The organism is Pseudomonas sp. 51_B, assembly GCF_017491595.1.
Lineage (GTDB): Bacteria > Pseudomonadota > Gammaproteobacteria > Pseudomonadales > Pseudomonadaceae > Aquipseudomonas > Aquipseudomonas promysalinigenes.
Map to the genome: position 1 here is coordinate 84,602 of NZ_JAFGYW010000011.1, position 20,002 is coordinate 104,603.

Genomic DNA, 20,002 nt, shown 5'->3' on the forward strand with positions numbered 1-20,002 from the left:
AATAAGCTATGCGACGTATTGCGGTAATGGGCGCAGCAGGGCGGATGGGCAAGACCCTCATCGAAGCCGTGCAGCAAACCCCGGGTGCGGGGCTGACGGCGGCGGTCGATCGCCCTGACAGCTCGCTCGTCGGTGCTGATGCCGGTGAGCTGGCAGCCCTCGGTCGGATCGGCGTGCTGTTGTCCGATGATCTGGTCAAGGTGGCCGACGAATTCGACGTGCTGATCGATTTCACGCACCCATCCGTCACCCTGAAGAATCTGGCGTTCTGCCGTAAGCACGGCAAGGCGATGGTGATCGGCACCACCGGTTTCACGGCCGATGAGAAGCACCTGCTGGCCGAGGCTGGCAAGGACATACCGATCGTTTTCGCCGCGAACTTCAGCGTGGGCGTCAACCTCAGCCTCAAGCTGCTGGATATGGCGGCGCGGGTGCTGGGTGATGATGTCGATATCGAGATCATCGAGGCGCATCACCGGCACAAAGTCGATGCGCCTTCGGGTACCGCGCTGCGCATGGGTGAAGTGGTCGCCAATGCCCTGGGGCGTGACCTGCAGGAAGTGGCAGTCTATGGCCGTGAGGGGCAGACGGGGGCGCGTGACCGCAAGACCATCGGTTTCGCCACTGTGCGTGCCGGTGATGTGGTGGGCGATCACACGGTTCTGTTCGCAGCGGATGGCGAGCGCTTGGAGATCACTCACAAGGCGTCCAGCCGCATGACCTTCGCCAAGGGCGCGGTGCGTGCGGCGCTGTGGCTCGATGGCCGCGCTGCGGGCCTGTACGACATGCAGGACGTGCTCGAACTGCGTTGAGCTGTTGGCCTGCTTCGCGGGTAAGCCTACGAAGCAGGCCACGCCAATGCCGGCCTGTCGCATTGATGTGTTTTAGAGGCACATATGCGGTAGACCCAAAACGCACTTTTCTGTAAGCTACAGCTTTAGTGTGTCCACTAAAAGCGCGCAGCGAATTGAATTCAGCACATAAAAGCGGGGTGACGTGTCCATACGTCACTCCGCTTTTTTGCAACCTGCGATCGCCCTTTCATGCTTGATTAACGGGAGGTCTTCTTGACAAAGCCAGCCATACTCGCCCTTGCCGACGGCAGTATTTTTCGCGGTGAAGCCATTGGTGCCGACGGTCAGACCGTTGGTGAGGTGGTATTCAACACCGCTATGACCGGCTACCAGGAAATCCTTACAGACCCTTCCTACGCGCAGCAAATCGTTACCCTGACCTACCCGCACATCGGCAACACCGGCACCACGCCGCAAGACGCCGAGTCGAACCGTGTCTGGTCCGCTGGCCTGGTCATTCGTGACCTGCCGCTGCTGGCCAGCAACTGGCGTAACACCCAGTCGCTGCCTGAATACCTCAAGGCTAACAACGTCGTTGCCATCGCCGGTATCGACACCCGTCGCCTCACCCGTATCCTGCGTGAGAAAGGCGCTCAGAACGGCTGCATCCTGGCCGGTGACAACATCAGCGAAGAGGCCGCCATCGCCGCTGCCCGTGGCTTCCCAGGCCTTAAAGGCATGGACTTGGCCAAAGTTGTTTCCACCAAGGAACGCTATGAGTGGCGCTCCAGTGTTTGGGAGCTGAAAACCGACAGCCACCCGACCATCGACGCGGCCGACCTGCCGTACCACGTGGTTGCGTTCGACTATGGCGTCAAGCTGAACATCCTGCGCATGCTGGTCGCCCGCGGCTGCCGCGTGACCGTGGTTCCTGCCCAGACTCCGGCCAGCGAAGTGCTGGCGCTCAACCCGGACGGCGTGTTCCTGTCCAATGGCCCTGGTGATCCGGAGCCGTGCGACTACGCCATCCAGGCGATCAAGGAAATCCTCGAAACCGACATCCCGGTGTTCGGCATTTGCCTGGGTCACCAGCTGCTGGCCCTGGCCTCGGGCGCCAAGACCGTGAAGATGGGCCACGGCCACCACGGTGCCAACCACCCGGTCCAGGACCTGGACACCGGCGTGGTCATGATCACCAGCCAGAACCACGGCTTCGCCGTTGACGAAGCCACCCTGCCGGGCAACGTCCGCGCCATCCACAAGTCGCTGTTCGACGGCACCCTGCAGGGTATCGAGCGCACCGACAAGAGCGCGTTCAGCTTCCAGGGCCACCCTGAAGCGAGCCCAGGCCCGACCGACGTCGCGCCACTGTTCGATCGTTTCACCGATGCCATGGCCAAGCGCCGCTGAGCATTTTGCATCAAGGCCCCGGGCCGGCTCGCGCCGCGCCCGGAAGCGCCTGACCCAGATTGTTCAAGACGGCTTGCCGACTGACCCGCGGATTTGAGTGACAACCATGCCAAAACGTACAGACATCAAAAGCATCCTGATTCTCGGCGCTGGCCCGATCGTGATCGGCCAGGCCTGCGAATTCGACTATTCCGGCGCCCAGGCCTGCAAGGCCCTGCGCGAGGAAGGTTTCCGCGTCATCCTGGTGAACTCCAACCCGGCCACCATCATGACTGACCCAGCCATGGCCGACGCCACCTACATCGAGCCGATCAAATGGCAGTCGGTGGCCAAGATCATCGAGAAAGAGCGCCCTGACGCCGTATTGCCGACCATGGGTGGCCAGACTGCACTGAACTGCGCCCTGGACCTGGAGCGCCACGGCGTTCTGGAAAAGTTCGGTGTCGAGATGATCGGTGCCAATGCCGACACCATCGACAAGGCCGAAGACCGCTCGCGTTTCGACAAGGCCATGAAGGACATCGGCCTGGAGTGCCCGCGCTCCGGCATCGCTCACAGCATGGAAGAGGCCAACGCGGTCCTCGAGAAGCTTGGCTTCCCGTGCATCATCCGCCCGTCGTTCACCATGGGCGGCACTGGCGGTGGTATCGCCTACAACCGTGAAGAATTCGAAGAGATCTGCACCCGCGGTCTGGACCTGTCGCCGACCAAAGAGCTGCTGATCGACGAATCGCTGATCGGCTGGAAGGAATACGAGATGGAGGTTGTCCGTGACAAGAAGGACAACTGCATCATCGTCTGCTCCATCGAGAACTTCGACCCGATGGGTGTGCACACCGGCGACTCGATCACTGTCGCGCCTGCGCAAACCTTGACCGACAAGGAATACCAGATCATGCGCAACGCCTCGCTGGCGGTGCTGCGTGAAATCGGCGTGGAAACCGGCGGTTCCAACGTTCAGTTCGGTATCTGCCCGAACACTGGCCGTATGGTCGTGATCGAAATGAACCCGCGCGTCTCCCGTTCGTCCGCTCTGGCGTCCAAGGCTACCGGCTTCCCGATCGCCAAGATCGCCGCCAAGCTGGCCATTGGTTACACCCTTGACGAGCTGCAAAACGACATCACTGGCGGCCGCACTCCGGCGTCCTTCGAACCGTCGATTGACTACGTCGTCACCAAGCTGCCACGTTTCGCCTTCGAGAAATTCCCGAAAGCCGACGCCCGCCTGACCACCCAGATGAAATCCGTGGGTGAAGTCATGGCCATCGGCCGTACCTTTCAGGAGTCCCTGCAGAAAGCCCTGCGCGGTCTGGAAGTTGGCGCCTGCGGCCTGGACCCTAAAGTCGACCTGGCCAACCCGGAAGCCGCCAACATCCTCAAGCGCGAACTGACCGTGCCGGGTGCCGAGCGCATCTGGTATGTCGCGGACGCCATGCGCTCGGGCATGACCTGCGAGCAGATCTTCGAGCTGACCGGCATCGACATGTGGTTCCTGGTGCAGATGGAAGACCTGATCAAGGAAGAAGAGAAGGTCAAGACCCTGGCCCTGTCGTCGATCGACAAGGACTACATGCTGCGCCTCAAGCGCAAGGGCTTCTCGGACCAGCGCCTGGCCAAGCTGCTGGGCATCACCGACAAGAACCTGCGCCGTCACCGTCACAAGCTGGAAGTGTTCCCGGTTTACAAGCGCGTCGACACCTGCGCCGCTGAGTTCGCCACCGACACCGCCTACCTGTACTCCACCTATGAGCAAGAGTGCGAGGCCAACCCGTCGACCCGCGACAAGATCATGATCCTCGGCGGTGGCCCTAACCGTATCGGCCAAGGCATCGAGTTCGACTACTGCTGCGTGCACGCCGCACTGGCGCTGCGTGAAGACGGGTACGAGACCATCATGGTCAACTGCAACCCGGAAACCGTCTCCACCGACTATGACACGTCCGACCGCCTGTACTTCGAGCCACTGACCCTGGAAGACGTGTTGGAAGTCTGCCGCGTCGAGAAGCCCAAAGGCGTCATCGTTCACTACGGCGGCCAGACCCCGCTGAAACTGGCTCGCGCCCTGGAAGAAGCTGGCGTGCCAATCATCGGCACCAGCCCGGACGCCATCGACCGCGCCGAAGACCGTGAGCGCTTCCAGCAGATGGTGCAGCGCCTGAGCCTGCTGCAGCCGCCAAACGCTACCGTGCGCAGCGAAGAAGAGGCCATCAGCGCAGCTGGCGGCATCGGTTATCCGCTGGTGGTGCGTCCATCCTACGTGTTGGGCGGCCGCGCCATGGAAATCGTCTACGAACTGGACGAGCTCAAGCGCTACCTGCGTGAAGCGGTACAGGTATCCAACGACAGCCCAGTGCTGCTCGACCACTTCCTCAACTGCGCCATCGAGATGGACGTGGATGCGGTCTGCGACGGCACCGACGTGGTGATCGGCGCGATCATGCAGCACATCGAACAGGCCGGTGTTCACTCCGGTGACTCGGCGTGCTCGCTGCCGCCTTACTCGCTGAGCCAGCAAGTGCAGGACGAAGTACGCGTACAGGTCAAGAAAATGGCCCTGGAACTGGGTGTCGTCGGCCTGATGAACGTGCAGCTCGCTTTGCAGGGCGACAAGATCTACGTGATCGAAGTCAACCCACGCGCCTCGCGTACCGTACCGTTCGTGTCCAAGTGCATCGGCACTTCCCTGGCGATGATCGCAGCCCGTGTCATGGCTGGTAAAACCCTCAAGGAGCTGGGCTTCACCCAGGAAATCATCCCGAACTTCTACAGCGTCAAGGAAGCCGTCTTCCCGTTCGCCAAGTTCCCAGGGGTTGACCCGATCCTCGGCCCTGAGATGAAATCGACCGGTGAAGTCATGGGTGTCGGCGACAGCTTCGGCGAAGCTTTTGCCAAGGCCCAGATGGGTGCCAGCGAAGTGCTGCCAACTGGCGGTACCGCGTTCATCAGCGTGCGCGACGACGACAAACCGCAAGTGGCGGGCGTTGCCCGTGACCTGATCGCCCTGGGCTTCGAAGTGGTTGCAACGGCAGGCACTGCCAAGGTCATCGAAGCCGCTGGCCTGAAAGTGCGCCGTGTGAACAAGGTGACCGAAGGCCGCCCACACGTGGTCGACATGATCAAGAACGACGAAGTGTCGCTGATCATCAACACCACCGAAGGCCGTCAGTCGATCGCTGACTCCTACTCGATTCGCCGCAATGCGCTGCAGCACAAGATCTACTGCACCACTACCATTGCGGCCGGTGAAGCCATCTGCGAGGCGTTGAAATTCGGTCCCGAGAAGACTGTTCGTCGCCTGCAGGATCTGCATGCAGGACTCAAAGCATGAGCATTACCAAATACCCGATGACCGTCCAGGGCGCTCGCGCCCTGGAAGAGGAATTGACCTTCCTGAGCAAGACCGAGCGCCCGCGCCTGAGCCAAGCCATTGGCGAAGCGCGCGAGCTGGGCGACCTCAAGGAAAACGCCGAATACCACGCCGCCCGTGAAGAGCAGGGCATGGTCGAGGCGCGCATCCGTGACATCGAAGGCCGCCTGCAGAACTCGGTGGTGATCGACGTCACTACCATCGCTCACACCGGCAAGGTGATTTTCGGCACCACCGTGGTGCTGGCCAACACCGAAACCGACGATGAGGTGACCTACCAGATCGTTGGCGAAGATGAAGCTGACGTGAAACAAGGCAAGCTTTCGAACAGCGCACCTATCGCCCGTGCCATCATTGGCAAGGAAGAAGGTGACACCGTGGTGGTGAAGACACCAAGCGGTACGGTCGAGTACGAGATTGTCGAAGTCAAACACATCTGAGCGGCGCCTGCGGGCGCCATCCCTTGAGGGGATCCTCTGGCAACTGGCCCAGGTTTTCTGGGTCGGTGGCCTTTGGGTGTTCCATGTGGGGTTGGTGCCGGCGCTGAAAGTCAGTGGCCTTGCACCCTTGCTGGTGCAGGATGTCGCCGGGCAGATCGACCGTTGGTTGATCGGCGTGGCACTGCTTGGTTTGCTCACTCAGCTGGCGGTATTGGCGAGAGTGGACGGCCTGGCGGCCTGGTGGCGGCAGTTTCGCGGGCAAATGCTGTTGTTGGGCCTTGCGGCCTGCGTGGGGTACTACACCTTGCGCTACGGTATTTCGGTCGGCGAGCGCTGGCAGATGTTCTGTTTCCTGGTGTTGGGTTTCTCCGGCATCGTGCTGGTAGCCCAGCCGGTCCCGCTCAGGGCGCGCCAGGCGCGCCACTGACTGGGCTCAACCGCGGCCCCTGTGCAAGCAGGCGGTGCGGTGGTTGGCACGGGCTTGGCCCGTGTTCGCAGGTAAGCCCGCTCCCACAGGCATCGCACCGGGCTGTTGGAAAGCCCTAGCCCGTTACTTGTAACGGTGAATGTTGGACAGTTGCTTGTTCGGCTGTGGGTTCTTGCGATAGATCAACGCCTTCTTGCCAATGGTCTGTACCAGCTCGGCACGGCCTGCCTTGCACAGTTCGGCAATGGCGGCGGCACGTTCTTCGCGGTCTTCCGAGCGGATTTCGACCTTGATCAGTTCATGGTCGGCCAGTGCACGCTCAAGTTCAGCGATGACGCCTTCGTTCAAACCGTTGCCAGCGACGATCAGGACCGGCTTGAGGTCGTGACCAATGGATTTGTATTGCTTCTTCTGCTCGTTATTGAGCGGCATAATCTGACCCTTTCCGTCTGATTCTGTAAAATTGACCGGCATTTTACCCGAGGGCCACCGGCTCCGCCCAGTCAATCACCACGCATATCATCGAGGTGCCCCGTGGTACAACGTTCCAAAAGCAGCGCTAACTGGCTGCGAGAGCATTTCAACGATCCTTTTGTGAAACAGGCGCAGAAGGACGGCTACCGCTCGCGTGCTAGCTACAAACTCCTGGAGATCCAGGAGAAAGACCGTCTTATTCGTCCCGGCATGAGCGTCATCGACCTCGGCGCGGCCCCGGGGGGCTGGTCACAGGTGACCAGTCGTCTGATTGGTGGTCAGGGGCGACTGATCGCCTCGGACATCCTGGAAATGGACTCCATCCCCGACGTGACCTTCATCCAAGGTGATTTCACCCAGGACGAAGTGCTGCAACAGATATTGCAGGCGGTCGGTGATTCGCACGTGGACCTTGTGATTTCAGACATGGCCCCCAATATGAGTGGTACGCCTGCGGTCGACATGCCGCGAGCCATGTTCCTCTGCGAGCTGGCCCTGGATCTGGCGACCCGCGTGCTCAAACCAGGCGGGGACTTCCTGATCAAGATCTTCCAGGGTGAGGGTTTCGATATGTACCTCAAGGACGTGCGTAGCAAGTTCGACAAGGTGCAGATGCGCAAACCTTCGTCATCGCGGGATCGTTCCCGTGAGCAGTACTTGCTGGGCAGGGGTTTCAAAGGAGCATGAGGCGAATTGCGCGTTGGTCGATAGTTATTTCCAATCGGCTCTCGCGTCTGGATCGTCCGATCTTCGTGTAGTCTGAGTTTCACAAAGGGTTACAGACGGTGCCTGCGGATGCGTAGGTAATGTAGTAAGTTAGGGCGATGAATATCATGCGAGGCACGGCTGCGTCGTGCGCCGGCCTCAGAGGGTAGCGAATTGAACGACATGGCAAAGAATCTGATCCTCTGGTTGATCATCGCAGCCGTCCTGGTGACGGTGATGAACAACTTCTCCAGCCCTAACGAGCCGCAGACCCTCAACTACTCCGACTTCATCCAGCAGGTCAAGGATGGCAAGGTCGAGCGTGTGACTGTCGACGGCTACATCATCACGGGTAAGCGCACCGACGGTGACAACTTCAAGACCGTCCGCCCAGCCATCACCGACAATGGCTTGATCGGCGACCTGGTCGACAATCACGTGGTCGTCGAAGGCAAGCAGCCCGAGCAGCAGAGCATCTGGACCCAGCTGTTGGTGGCGAGCTTCCCGATATTGGTAATCATCGCCGTATTCATGTTCTTCATGCGCCAGATGCAGGGGGGTGCAGGGGGCAAGGGTGGGCCGATGAGCTTTGGCAAGAGCAAGGCGCGGCTGCTGTCCGAAGATCAGGTCAAGACCACGCTGGCTGACGTCGCCGGTTGCGACGAAGCCAAGGAAGAGGTTGGCGAGCTGGTCGAGTTCCTGCGCGACCCAGGCAAGTTCCAGCGCCTGGGTGGCCGTATTCCGCGGGGCGTGCTGATGGTCGGCCCGCCTGGCACGGGTAAAACATTGCTGGCAAAAGCCATTGCCGGTGAAGCCAAGGTGCCGTTCTTCACAATCTCTGGTTCCGACTTCGTCGAGATGTTCGTCGGCGTTGGTGCCAGCCGTGTGCGTGACATGTTCGAGCAGGCCAAGAAGCACGCGCCTTGCATCATCTTCATCGACGAGATCGACGCGGTGGGCCGCCATCGTGGTGCCGGCATGGGCGGTGGTCATGACGAGCGTGAGCAAACCCTCAACCAGCTGCTGGTGGAGATGGACGGCTTTGAAATGAACGATGGCATCATCGTCATCGCCGCCACCAACCGCCCAGACGTGCTCGACCCTGCGCTGTTGCGCCCTGGTCGCTTCGACCGCCAGGTCGTGGTGGGCTTGCCGGATATCCGCGGCCGTGAGCAGATTCTCAAGGTGCACATGCGCAAGGCGCCGATCGGCGATAACGTCAACCCGGCTGTGATTGCCCGTGGTACCCCTGGTTTCTCCGGTGCCGACCTGGCCAACCTGGTCAACGAGGCTGCGCTGTTTGCGGCACGTGCCAACAAGCGCTTGGTCGAGATGAAAGAGTTCGAGCTGGCCAAAGACAAGATCATGATGGGCGCGGAGCGCAAAACCATGGTCATGTCCGAGAAAGAAAAACGAAACACCGCTTACCACGAAGCGGGCCACGCCATCGTCGGGCGCCTGGTGCCTGAGCACGACCCAGTCTACAAGGTTTCGATCATTCCCCGTGGTCGAGCCCTGGGTGTGACCATGTTCCTGCCGGAAGAAGACCGTTACAGCCTGTCCAAACGCGCTTTGATCAGCCAGATCTGCTCGTTGTACGGCGGCCGTATTGCCGAGGAAATGACCTTGGGCTTCGATGGTGTCACCACCGGTGCCTCCAACGACATCATGCGCGCCAGCCAGATCGCTCGTAACATGGTGACCAAATGGGGCCTGTCGGAAAAACTAGGCCCGCTGATGTACGCCGAAGAAGAAGGTGAGGTGTTCCTCGGTCGTAGCGCTGGCAGCCAGCACGCAAGCGTCTCCGGTGAAACCGCCAAGCTGATCGACTCCGAAGTGCGCAGCATCATCGACCAGTGCTATGCCACGGCCAAGCAGCTGTTGATCGAGAACCGCGACAAGCTTGAAGCGATGACCGAAGCGCTGATGAAGTACGAAACCATCGACTCCGATCAGATCGACGACATCATGGCTGGCCGTACACCGCGTGAGCCTCGCGATTGGGACGATGATAAGAACTCGGGCACTCCAGCAGCCCAGGACGATCGTCCGGAATCGCCGATCGGCGGGCCGGCAGCGCAACACTAAGGGCATCTATGAGCTCAGTGCAGTACCCGACCCGGTTGCCTTGCGGCAACCGGGTTCTTGACCTTTCCCGTACCCATGTTATGGGTATTCTCAATGTCACCCCGGATTCCTTCTCCGATGGCGGTCGCTTTAGCCAGCGCGACGAGGCGTTGCGCCATGCCGAGGCGATGATCACGGCTGGCGCCACCTTGATCGACATCGGGGGTGAGTCGACCCGGCCCGGTGCGCGCGCGGTTTCGGTCACTGAAGAGATCGAACGCGTGGCGCCGATGGTCGAGGCCATCAACAGCCGGTTCGATGTGGTGATCTCAGTCGATACTTCCACGCCCGCGGTGATCCGCGAATCGGCGCGCCTTGGTGCTGGCCTGATCAACGACGTACGTGCCCTGGAGCGCGACGGCGCCCTGGATGCCGCGGCGGACACCGGCTTGCCGGTTTGCCTTATGCATATGCGTGGCGAGCCTGGGAACATGCAGGATGATCCGCATTACGACGATGTCGCCGCCGAGGTTGTGAGCTACCTCGAACAGCGCATGGCGGCGTGCGCTGCTGCAGGTATCCCCGCTGAGCGCATCATTCTTGATCCAGGTTTCGGGTTCGCCAAGACGCTGGCGCACAACCTCAGCCTGTTCAAGCATCTCGAAGCGTTCTATCGCCTTGGTCGCCCGCTGCTGGTGGGCGTTTCGCGCAAAAGCATGATCGGCCTTACGTTGAACCGTCCGGTCGATGAGCGGCTGTACGGCAGCCTCGCGCTGGCAGCATTGGCCATGACCAAGGGTGCCAGCATTCTGCGCGTCCATGATGTGGCCGAAACCGTCGATGTCGTGCGCATGATCGCTGCGGTGCAGAACGCCGAATAAGAACTTTTGGAGTCACTATGAGCAGAAAATACTTTGGTACCGACGGTATCCGTGGCCGCGTCGGTGAGTACCCGATCACGCCGGATTTCATGTTGAAGCTGGGCTGGGCGGCCGGCATGGCCTTCCGCAAGCAAGGCAACTGCCGGGTGCTGGTGGGTAAGGACACGCGTATTTCCGGTTACATGTTCGAATCGGCGCTAGAGGCAGGTTTGTCGGCGGCGGGGGCTGACGTGATGCTGCTCGGGCCGATGCCGACCCCGGCCATCGCGTACCTGACCCGCACCTTCCATGCCGAAGCCGGCATTGTCATCAGTGCCTCGCACAACCCTCACGATGACAACGGCATCAAGTTCTTCTCAGGCCAAGGCACCAAGCTGCCCGACGAAGTCGAATTGATGATCGAAGAGTTGCTCGACCAGCCGATGACCGTGGTCGAATCGAGCAAACTGGGCAAGGTGTCGCGCATCAACGATGCGGCGGGGCGTTACATCGAGTTCTGTAAGAGCAGCGTGCCGAGCAGTACTGGGTTCGAAGGCCTCAAACTGGTGGTCGATTGTGCTCACGGCGCCACCTACAAGGTTGCACCAAGCGTGTTTCGCGAGCTTGGAGCCGATGTGACCGTGCTCCATGCGCAGCCCGACGGCCTGAACATCAACGAGGGTTGCGGCTCGACTCACATCGAATCGTTGCAGGCTGCCGTGCTGGTCGGTCATGCCGACCTGGGTATCGCTTTTGACGGCGATGGTGACCGCGTGCTGATGGTCGATCACACAGGGGCGATCGTCGACGGTGACGAATTGCTGTACATCATTGCTCGCGACCTGCACGAACGTGGCAAGTTGCAGGGCGGGGTGGTCGGCACACTGATGAGCAACCTGGGCCTGGAGCTGGCGCTCAAGGACTTGGATATCCCCTTCGTGCGCGCCAAGGTTGGCGATCGCTACGTGATGGCTGAGCTGCTCGAGCGTGACTGGTTGATTGGCGGGGAGAACTCCGGGCATGTCGTTTGCTGCAATCACACCACGACGGGTGACGCGATCATTGCCGCGCTGCAGGTGCTGATGGCGCTCAAGCGCCGGGGTGAAACCCTGGCTCAGGCTCGCCAGGCGTTGCGCAAGTGCCCTCAGGTGTTGATCAACGTGCGCTTTGGTGCGAGCAAGGTCGACCCGTTGGAGCACCCTGCGGTCAAGCAAGCCAGTGCCAAGGTCACCGAAGCCATGGCTGGGCGTGGGCGCGTGCTGCTGCGTAAATCCGGCACCGAGCCCTTGGTGCGGGTGATGGTCGAAGGCGACGACGAAAACCAGGTGCGCGGCCATGCCGAAGCCTTGGCCAAGCTGGTCACCGAAGTTTGTGCCTGAAAGAGGCTTGCCAGCGCAGATCGGGTTGGGTAAGATCTGCGCCCACTTTGACCGACGAGGTAAAGCATGCGTCGCCCCATGGTAGCTGGTAACTGGAAGATGCACGGTACCCGCGCCAGCGTCGCTGAGCTGATCCTGGGCCTGGGCGATATGTCCGTGCCGAACGGTGTCGAAGTAGCGGTGTTTCCACCCGCGTTATTCATCAATCAAGTCGTTGATGGGTTGCAAGGCAAGGAAATCGCCGTCGGAGCACAGAATTCTGCAATAAAGCCCGAACAGGGCGCGCTGACCGGTGAAGTTGCACCCAGTCAGTTGGTTGAAGCAGGTTGCAAGTTTGTCTTGATTGGCCATTCCGAACGCCGCCAGATCATTGGCGAAAGTGAAGAAGTGTTGAAAGAGAAGTTTGCAGCCGCTCAACTTAGTGGTTTAATGCCGGTGCTTTGCGTAGGGGAAACCCTCGAAGAGCGCGAGGCAGGCAAAACCCTCGAAGTTGTCGGGGGTCAACTAAGCAGTATCATCGACGCGTTCGGTGTTAAGGCTTTTGCCAAAGCAGTAATTGCCTATGAGCCTGTTTGGGCCATTGGCACAGGTTTGACGGCTTCGCCTCAGCAGGCTCAGGATGTGCACGCAGCCATCCGGGCGCAGTTGGCAGCCGAAGACGCCGAAGTTGCCGCAAGCGTGCAGCTTCTCTACGGCGGCAGCGTGAAGGCGGCCAATGCGGCCGAACTGTTCGGCATGCCGGATATCGATGGGGGGCTCATTGGTGGAGCTTCCCTGAACGCAGACGAATTCGGTGCAATTTGTCGCGCCGCAGGAAACTGAACAAATGCTGGAAACAGTTATCGTTGTTTTTCATCTGTTGGCAGCGCTGTCGCTTGTAGTGCTGGTTCTGCTGCAACAGGGTAAAGGTGCGGAAGCAGGAGCATCTTTCGGCGCAGGTGCCTCAAACACTGTGTTCGGAAGCCAAGGTTCTGCAACGTTCCTAAGTAAATTAACTGCTATACTCGCTGCCACTTTCTTTTTGACAGCACTTGGGTTAGGATACTTCGCGAAGCAACAAGCTCACCAGCTTAGCCAAGCAGGTCTTCCAGATCCAGCAGTGCTTGAAGTGAAAGAGCAGCCCAAACCGGCAGTTAATGATGATGTACCGGTGCTCCAGGAGCAGAAGAGCGAAACCACCAGTAAAGGTGATGTACCTCCTCCGGCCGAAGAGCAGAAGTAACGGGTTTCAAGTAGTAGTATTGCCGAGGTGGTGGAATTGGTAGACACGCAACCTTGAGGTGGTTGTGCCCATAGGGTGTAGGGGTTCGAGTCCCCTTCTCGGTACCAATTGAAGCTTGAGAGCCCGCTTTAGCGGGCTTTCTTGCAGGTGAAGGTTTGGATTTGACCCTTGAGTAGGTTAGGTCTTATACTTTCGCCCCAGCTTTGTCGCGGGGTGGAGCAGCTTGGTAGCTCGTCGGGCTCATAACCCGAAGGTCGTTGGTTCAAATCCAGCCCCCGCAACCAGCTTCAGCGGAGCCCCTTTTAAGGGGCTTTTTGCTAGCTGAAGAATTTACGGCGTCGTTGTCCTACGGCGCTTTCAGGGATGGGCGCTTCGCCCATTTTTTATTTGCACAGCATGCACGAGGGGGTTCAGGTGTCGAGCAAGCTAGAACAGTTGCAGGCCTTGTTGGCCCCGGTGGTCGAGGGTCTGGGCTATCAGTGCTGGGGGATCGAGTTCGTATCCCAGGGTAAGCATTCGGTACTGCGCATCTATATCGACAAGGAAGGTGGCATCCTGGTGGACGACTGCGAAGCGGTCAGCCGGCAGGCCAGCGCGATCCTCGATGTGGAAGATCCTATCAGCAGCGAATATACCCTTGAGGTCTCCTCTCCAGGCATGGATCGCCCACTGTTCACGTTGGAACAGTTTGCCTCGCATGCCGGCGAACAAGTGAAGATCAAGCTGCGTTCACCCTTCGAGGGTCGTCGTAACTTCCAGGGCCTTCTCCGTGGTGTGGAGGAGCAGGATGTGGTGGTTCAGGTGGACAACCAAGAGTTCCTGCTGCCGATCGACTCGATCGACAAGGCCAATATTATTCCCAGTTTTGACTGAGACGTGCCGGGCCCGGCGGATTATCCGGGCCCAATGGCTTGCGCAAGGCGAGGCGTACGATGAGCAAAGAAGTACTGCTGGTTGTTGAATCGGTATCCAACGAAAAAGGTGTACCGCCCGGCGTCATTTTCGAAGCGCTGGAGGTGGCCCTGGCCACTGCAACCAAAAAACGTTTTGAGGACGAAGTCGACCTGCGTGTGGAAATCAACCGCCACACCGGTAGCTACGAAACGTTCCGTCGCTGGACCGTGGTCGACGAAAACGACCTGGACGATCCTGCGATCGAAACCTGGCTGGACAAGATCAAGGACACGCATCCGGAAGCCAAAATCGGTGATGTGATCGAAGAAAAGATCGAGTCCATCGAGTTCGGCCGTATCGCCGCGCAGACCGCCAAGCAGGTCATCGTGCAGAAGGTCCGTGAAGCCGAGCGCGCCCAGGTGGTCGACGCCTACCGCGAGCGGGTCAACGAGATCATCTCCGGCACCGTCAAGAAAGTTACCCGCGACAACGTCATCGTTGACCTGGGCAACAACGCCGAGGCCCTGTTGGCCCGCGAAGACATCATTCCACGTGAGACCTTCCGAGTCGGTGTACGCTTGCGTGCCCTGCTCAAGGAAATCCGCACCGAGAACCGCGGCCCTCAGCTGATTCTGTCGCGTACCGCGCCACAGATGCTGATCGAGCTGTTCCGCATCGAAGTGCCGGAAATCGCCGAAGGCCTCATCGAAGTCATGGCAGCCTCCCGTGATCCGGGTTCGCGTGCCAAGATCGCCGTCCGCTCCAAGGACAAGCGTATCGATCCGCAAGGTGCCTGCATCGGCATGCGTGGTTCGCGCGTCCAGGCCGTATCCGGCGAGCTGGGTGGTGAGCGTGTGGATATCGTCCTGTGGGACGAGAACCCGGCGCAGTTCGTCATCAACGCCATGTCGCCGGCTGAAGTCGCGGCGATCATCGTTGATGAAGATGCCCATGCAATGGACATCGCCGTCGCCGAAGACAACCTGGCCCAGGCCATTGGCCGTGGTGGTCAGAACGTTCGCCTGGCCAGTCAGCTGACTGGCTGGACCCTGAACGTGATGACCGAGAAGGACATCCAGGCCAAGCAACAGGCTGAAACCGGTGACATCCTGCGCAATTTCATCGAAGAGTTGGAAGTCGACGAGGAGCTGGCCCAAGTGCTGGTCGACGAAGGCTTCACCAGCCTCGAAGAAATTGCCTACGTACCGTTGGAAGAAATGCTCAACATCGATGGCTTTGACGAAGATATCGTCAATGAGCTGCGCGCTCGTGCCAAGGACCGTTTGTTGACCAAGGCCATCGCTACCGAAGAAAAACTGGCAGACGCTCATCCGTCCGAAGACCTGCTCTCCCTCGAGGGCATGGACAAGGACCTGGCAGCGGAACTGGCGGTGCGCGGCGTGGTTAACCGCGAAGACCTGGCCGAGCAGTCGATTGACGACCTGCTCGACATCGACGGCATCGACGAAGAGCGTGCCGGCAAGTTGATCATGGCCGCCCGAGCCCACTGGTTCGAGTAATTAGGCGCGGCCTGAGGAGAGAAGTGCATGACGCAAGTCACGGTGAAAGAACTGGCCCAAGAGGTCGAGGCACCGGTAGAGCGCCTGCTGCAGCAGATGCGTGAGGCAGGTCTGCCGCACACCGACGCCGGTCAGGTAGTGACCGACAATGAGAAGCAGACTCTGCTGACCCATTTGAAAAGCAGCCACAAGAGCAAGGCGGAAGAGCCGCGCAAGATTACCTTGCAGCGCAAAACCACCAGCACCCTGCGTGTCGCCGGTAGCAAGAGCATTAGCGTAGAAGTACGCAAGAAGAAAGTTTTCGTGCAGCGCAGCCAGGAAGAAATCCAGGCTGAGCAAAAACGTGAGCTCGATGAGCGCCGCGCGGCTGAAAATGCCGCTCGCGAAAAGGTCGAGGCCGAAGTGCGCCAGCGCAATGAAGAGCAGGCTCGCCGTCAGGCGCAAGCCACTGCCTCCACTGCGGCGCCTGCCGCCAAGGGTGAGCCCGCGCCGGCACCAGCTCCAGCTCCGGTCGTGGCCGACGCACCAGCGTCCGAAGACGCCGCAGCCCGTGCTGCCGAGCGCAAGAAGGACGAAGCCCGTCGCAACGAAGGCCGCACCCGTGACGAAGACCGTCGTGGTGGCGAGCGTCGTGGCGAAGCGCCACGTGTGTCGATCAAGGTCAAGGTCAAGGAGAAGGAAAAAGCTCCGACCCCTCGTGCCGCGCCACGCACCACCGATGAAGAGAGCGATGGCGTACGCCGTGGCCGCGGTGGCAAGAGCAAGCTGAAGAAACGCAACCAGCACGGCTTCCAGAACCCGACCGGCCCCGTCATCCGTGACGTGACCATCGGCGAGACCATTACCGTCTCCGAGCTTGCCAACCAGATGTCCGTCAAGGGCGCCGAAGTGGTCAAGTTCATGTTCAAGCTGGGTACGCCGGTCACCATCAACCAGGTGCTCGACCGGGAAACCGCTCAGCTGGTCGCCGAAGAACTGGGCCACAAAGTGACCCTGGTTAGCGATACCGCCCTGGAAGACTCCCTGGCCGAGTCGCTGAAGTTCGAAGGTGAAGTTGAATCCCGCGCGCCGGTCGTCACCGTCATGGGTCACGTTGACCATGGCAAGACCTCGCTGCTCGACTACATCCGTCGTGCCAAGGTAGCTGCCGGCGAAGCCGGTGGTATCACCCAGCACATCGGTGCCTACCACGTGGAAACCGACCGCGGCATGGTCACCTTCCTCGATACCCCAGGCCACGCCGCGTTCACCGCGATGCGTGCCCGTGGTGCCAAGGCCACCGACATCGTCATCCTGGTAGTGGCGGCGGACGACGGCGTGATGCCACAGACCCGCGAGGCCGTTCAGCATGCCAAGGCAGCTGGCGTTCCGCTGGTGGTTGCAGTGAACAAGATCGATAAGCCTGGTGCCGACCTCGATCGCATTCGCAACGAACTGGCCGTCGAAGGCGTAACCTCCGAGGACTGGGGTGGTGACACGCCATTCGTCAAGGTTTCGGCGAAGATGGGTACCGGTGTCGACGAGCTGCTTGAAGCCGTCCTGCTGCAGGCCGAGATCCTCGAGCTGACCGCTACTCCGACCGCTCCTGGTCGTGGCGTGGTGGTCGAATCGCGCCTGGACAAGGGCCGTGGCCCGGTGGCAACCATCCTGGTTCAGGACGGTACCCTGCGTCAGGGCGACATGGTCCTGTGCGGCTCCAACTATGGCCGCGTGCGTGCCATGCTCGACGAGAACGGCAAGCCTGTGAAGCAAGCCGGCCCGTCGATCCCGGTCGAGATTCTTGGCCTGGACGGTACCCCGGAAGCCGGTGACGAGCTGTCCGTGGTTGCCGACGAGAAGAAGGCCCGCGAAGTTGCCCTGTTCCGTCAAGGCAAGTACCGCGAGGTCAAGCTGGCCCGTGCTCACGCCGGCAAGCTGGAAAACATCTTCGAGACCATGGGTCAGGAAGAGAAGAAGACCCTCAACATCGTCCTCAAGACCGACGTTCGCGGCTCCCTGGAAGCACTGCAGGGTTCGCTGTCGGGCCTGGGCAACGACGAAGTTCAGGTACGCGTGATCGGTGGCGGCGTCGGTGGTATCACCGAAAGCGACGCCAACCTGGCGCTGGCTTCGAATGCAGTACTGTTCGGCTTCAACGTGCGTGCCGATGCCGGTGCGCGCAAGATCGTCGAGCAGGAAGGTCTGGATATGCGTTACTACAACGTGATCTACGACATCATCGAAGACGTCAAGAAAGCTCTGACCGGCATGCTCGGCAGCGATGTTCGCGAGAACATCCTGGGTGTGGCCGAAGTGCGTGACGTGTTCCGTTCGCCGAAGTTCGGCGCCATCGCTGGCTGTATGGTCATCGAAGGTACCGTGTATCGCAACCGTCCGATCCGCGTACTGCGCGAAGACGTTGTGATCTTCGAAGGCGAGCTGGAATCGCTGCGTCGCTTCAAGGACGACGCTGCCGAAGTGCGTTCGGGCATGGAGTGCGGTATTGGCGTCAAGAGCTACAACGACGTCAAGGTCGGCGACAAGATCGAAGTCTTCGAGAAAGTCCAGGTTGCTCGTACCCTCTAAGGGAGAGCAGGGCGCCAGCCCCCGCCGCAGGGCGGTGGGCAGTGCCTCAGTAGGTAGCGCCCGGTCAGGCACCCGCCTCACCGGGCGTTTGCCGCTTTAAGTTACAGGTAGCAAGAATGGCCAAAGAATACAGCCGTACCCAACGTATCGGGGATCAGATGCAGCGTGAGCTGGCCGAGCTGATCCGCCGTGAAGTCAAGGACCCACGCGTCGGCCTGGTGACCATCACCGCCGTGGATGTCAGCCGCGACCTGGGCCATGCCAAGGTCTTCATCACCGTCATGGGCGAAGAAGCGCCAGACGCCGTGCAGCAGTCGCTCAAGGCCTTGAACAGCGCCGCCAGCTTCCTGCGCCTGCACCTGGGCCGCTCGATGCAGCTTCGCAGCGTGCCGCAACTGCACTTCCACTTCGATGAAAGTGTCAGCCGCGGTGTTCACCTGTCGGCGCTGATCGAGCGTGCAGTGGCCGAAGACCGCCTGCACAAGGATGCCGACGAGCCGGACGCCAAGGAGTAAGCGGTGGCCCAGGTCAAACGTATCCGCCGCAACGTCAGCGGCATCATCCTGCTCGACAAGCCGCTGGGTTTCACTTCCAATGCTGCGCTGCAGAAAGTCCGCTGGCTGCTCAATGCCGAGAAGGCTGGTCACACCGGCAGCCTCGACCCGCTGGCAACTGGCGTGCTGCCACTGTGCTTCGGTGAGGCCACCAAGTTTTCGCAGTACTTGCTCGATTCCGACAAGGGCTACGAAACGGTCATGCAGATGGGGCAGACTACTACTACTGCCGACGCCGAAGGCGAAGTCCTGCAGACCCGCGAAGTGACCGTTGGTCGCGCCGACATCGAAGCCGTTATCCCGCGGTTTCGCGGGGAAATCCGTCAGGTACCGCCGATGTACTCGGCACTCAAGCGCGACGGCCAGCCGCTTTACAAGCTGGCGCGCGCAGGAGAGGTAGTGGAGCGCGAGGCGCGTTCTGTTACTATTGGCCGCTTGGAGTTGCTCGAGTGCGAAGGCACCCGCGCGCGATTGTCGGTAGGCTGCAGCAAAGGCACCTATATCCGTACCCTGGTAGAGGATATCGGTGAGGCGCTAGGCTGCGGTGCATACGTCGCCGAGCTGCGCCGCACCCAGGCCGGGCCCTTCGCCCTGGCCCAGACGGTTACCCTCGAGGAACTCGAGCAGGCCCACGCCGAAGGCGGAAATGAGGCGCTCGATCGCTTCCTGATGCCGTCCGACAGTGGGCTGCAAGACTGGCCACTGGTGTGCCTGTCCGAGCACAGCGCGTTCTACTGGCTGCATGGCCAGGCAGTGCGGGCGCCGGACGCACCGCAGTTCGGCATGGTCCGCGTACAGGATCACAATGCCCGCTTCATCGGTATCGGTGAAGTGAGCGAAGACGGGCGCATCGCGCCGCGTCGACTGATTCGGTCGGAATGACCGAAACCATCGGCCGAAGCTTGTGCCGAAACCGGTGGGCGAGGGTGGCTGTTAGTAGGCACGGTCACAACTCATTTTATTAATACAGGGTTCAGTCCCTGGCCTATTGGAGCCCGCTTGCGGGATCCGTTGAATTTGGAGAAGCCTCATGGCCCTCAGCGTTGAAGAAAAAGCTCAGATCGTTGCCGATTACCAGCAAGCCGCCGGCGATACCGGTAGCCCGGAAGTGCAGGTTGCTCTGCTGACCGCCAACATCAACAAGCTGCAAGGCCACTTCAAGGCCAACGATAAAGACCACCACTCCCGTCGTGGTCTGATCCGTATGGTCAACCAGCGTCGTAAGCTGCTGGATTACCTGAAGGGCAAAGACACCACTCGTTACAGCGCCCTGATCGGTCGCCTGGGCCTGCGTCGCTAATAGCGGCCTGGTCAGTGGTGTGCA

The 20,002-nt window shown here is 60.4% G+C and carries 18 protein-coding genes and 2 tRNA genes; 19 read left to right on the plus strand and 1 reads right to left on the minus strand.

Annotated elements, in window-relative coordinates; translation table 11 throughout:
- Positions 1 to 8: 8 nt before the first annotated feature.
- The 5 genes from dapB (at position 9) to J5M56_RS14170 (ending at position 6,438) form a co-directional block, all read left to right on the plus strand.
- On the plus strand, positions 9 to 812 hold the full coding sequence (dapB, locus tag J5M56_RS14150; RefSeq protein WP_060478646.1) for a 4-hydroxy-tetrahydrodipicolinate reductase: 804 nt from the start codon (positions 9 to 11) through the stop codon (positions 810 to 812).
- Between the two features lie 255 nt (positions 813 to 1,067).
- Positions 1,068 to 2,204 (plus strand): glutamine-hydrolyzing carbamoyl-phosphate synthase small subunit, encoded by a 1,137-nt coding sequence (gene carA / locus J5M56_RS14155; RefSeq protein ID WP_060478645.1) that lies wholly within the window; start codon positions 1,068 to 1,070, stop codon positions 2,202 to 2,204.
- Between the two features lie 106 nt (positions 2,205 to 2,310).
- Positions 2,311 to 5,532, plus strand: coding sequence for a carbamoyl-phosphate synthase large subunit (gene carB, locus J5M56_RS14160; RefSeq protein WP_207937182.1), 3,222 nt, complete (start codon positions 2,311 to 2,313; stop codon positions 5,530 to 5,532).
- Positions 5,529 to 6,011, plus strand: coding sequence for a transcription elongation factor GreA (gene greA / locus J5M56_RS14165; RefSeq protein WP_081016656.1), 483 nt, complete (start codon positions 5,529 to 5,531; stop codon positions 6,009 to 6,011). Before carB ends, greA begins: the two co-directional genes overlap by 4 nt.
- Complete coding sequence (locus J5M56_RS14170) at positions 5,989 to 6,438, plus strand: MFS transporter (RefSeq protein WP_081016655.1); 450 nt, start codon at positions 5,989 to 5,991, stop codon at positions 6,436 to 6,438. The genes greA and J5M56_RS14170 overlap by 23 nt, the downstream gene beginning before the upstream one ends.
- Positions 6,439 to 6,561: 123 nt before the next feature.
- Here J5M56_RS14170 and yhbY read toward each other — a convergent pair whose 3' ends face one another.
- Entirely contained in the window at positions 6,562 to 6,870 is a 309-nt protein-coding gene (gene yhbY / locus J5M56_RS14175; RefSeq protein ID WP_054892619.1) for a ribosome assembly RNA-binding protein YhbY, read from the minus strand.
- Positions 6,871 to 6,972: 102 nt separating this feature from the next.
- Between yhbY and rlmE the strand changes: the two genes are divergently transcribed.
- From rlmE to rpsO, 14 genes are all read left to right on the plus strand, one after another.
- Positions 6,973 to 7,599: a 23S rRNA (uridine(2552)-2'-O)-methyltransferase RlmE gene (rlmE, locus tag J5M56_RS14180; RefSeq protein ID WP_054885642.1), complete on the plus strand. Its 627-nt coding sequence runs from the start codon at positions 6,973 to 6,975 to the stop codon at positions 7,597 to 7,599.
- Between the two features lie 201 nt (positions 7,600 to 7,800).
- Positions 7,801 to 9,705, plus strand: a complete 1,905-nt coding sequence (ftsH, locus tag J5M56_RS14185; protein ID WP_060478643.1) for an ATP-dependent zinc metalloprotease FtsH — start codon at positions 7,801 to 7,803, stop codon at positions 9,703 to 9,705.
- A gap of 8 nt (positions 9,706 to 9,713) precedes the next feature.
- Positions 9,714 to 10,565, plus strand: coding sequence for a dihydropteroate synthase (gene folP, locus J5M56_RS14190; protein ID WP_207937183.1), 852 nt, complete (start codon positions 9,714 to 9,716; stop codon positions 10,563 to 10,565).
- Positions 10,566 to 10,582: 17 nt separating this feature from the next.
- Positions 10,583 to 11,923: a phosphoglucosamine mutase gene (glmM, locus tag J5M56_RS14195; RefSeq protein ID WP_060478641.1), complete on the plus strand. Its 1,341-nt coding sequence runs from the start codon at positions 10,583 to 10,585 to the stop codon at positions 11,921 to 11,923.
- 66 nt (positions 11,924 to 11,989) lie between these two features.
- On the plus strand, positions 11,990 to 12,745 hold the full coding sequence (gene tpiA, locus J5M56_RS14200; RefSeq protein WP_186478855.1) for a triose-phosphate isomerase: 756 nt from the start codon (positions 11,990 to 11,992) through the stop codon (positions 12,743 to 12,745).
- A gap of 4 nt (positions 12,746 to 12,749) precedes the next feature.
- The gene (secG, locus tag J5M56_RS14205; RefSeq protein WP_207937184.1) at positions 12,750 to 13,145 is read left to right on the plus strand and encodes a preprotein translocase subunit SecG; all 396 of its coding nucleotides are present in this window, start codon (positions 12,750 to 12,752) and stop codon (positions 13,143 to 13,145) included.
- Between the two features lie 21 nt (positions 13,146 to 13,166).
- Positions 13,167 to 13,252 (plus strand) — tRNA-Leu (locus tag J5M56_RS14210).
- A 100-nt stretch (positions 13,253 to 13,352) separates the two neighbouring features.
- Positions 13,353 to 13,429: transfer RNA gene (locus J5M56_RS14215), tRNA-Met, on the plus strand.
- 130 nt (positions 13,430 to 13,559) lie between these two features.
- The gene (rimP, locus tag J5M56_RS14220) at positions 13,560 to 14,018 is read left to right on the plus strand and encodes a ribosome maturation factor RimP (protein ID WP_009685348.1); all 459 of its coding nucleotides are present in this window, start codon (positions 13,560 to 13,562) and stop codon (positions 14,016 to 14,018) included.
- A gap of 59 nt (positions 14,019 to 14,077) precedes the next feature.
- Positions 14,078 to 15,559: a transcription termination factor NusA gene (gene nusA, locus J5M56_RS14225; protein ID WP_060478638.1), complete on the plus strand. Its 1,482-nt coding sequence runs from the start codon at positions 14,078 to 14,080 to the stop codon at positions 15,557 to 15,559.
- A gap of 27 nt (positions 15,560 to 15,586) precedes the next feature.
- On the plus strand, positions 15,587 to 18,124 hold the full coding sequence (gene infB, locus J5M56_RS14230; protein WP_207937185.1) for a translation initiation factor IF-2: 2,538 nt from the start codon (positions 15,587 to 15,589) through the stop codon (positions 18,122 to 18,124).
- A gap of 116 nt (positions 18,125 to 18,240) precedes the next feature.
- Positions 18,241 to 18,639, plus strand: a complete 399-nt coding sequence (gene rbfA, locus J5M56_RS14235) for a 30S ribosome-binding factor RbfA (protein ID WP_033696035.1) — start codon at positions 18,241 to 18,243, stop codon at positions 18,637 to 18,639.
- A gap of 3 nt (positions 18,640 to 18,642) precedes the next feature.
- Positions 18,643 to 19,560, plus strand: coding sequence for a tRNA pseudouridine(55) synthase TruB (gene truB / locus J5M56_RS14240; RefSeq protein ID WP_186478853.1), 918 nt, complete (start codon positions 18,643 to 18,645; stop codon positions 19,558 to 19,560).
- Between the two features lie 148 nt (positions 19,561 to 19,708).
- Positions 19,709 to 19,978: a 30S ribosomal protein S15 gene (rpsO, locus tag J5M56_RS14245; RefSeq protein ID WP_016391796.1), complete on the plus strand. Its 270-nt coding sequence runs from the start codon at positions 19,709 to 19,711 to the stop codon at positions 19,976 to 19,978.
- Positions 19,979 to 20,002 lie beyond the last annotated feature (24 nt).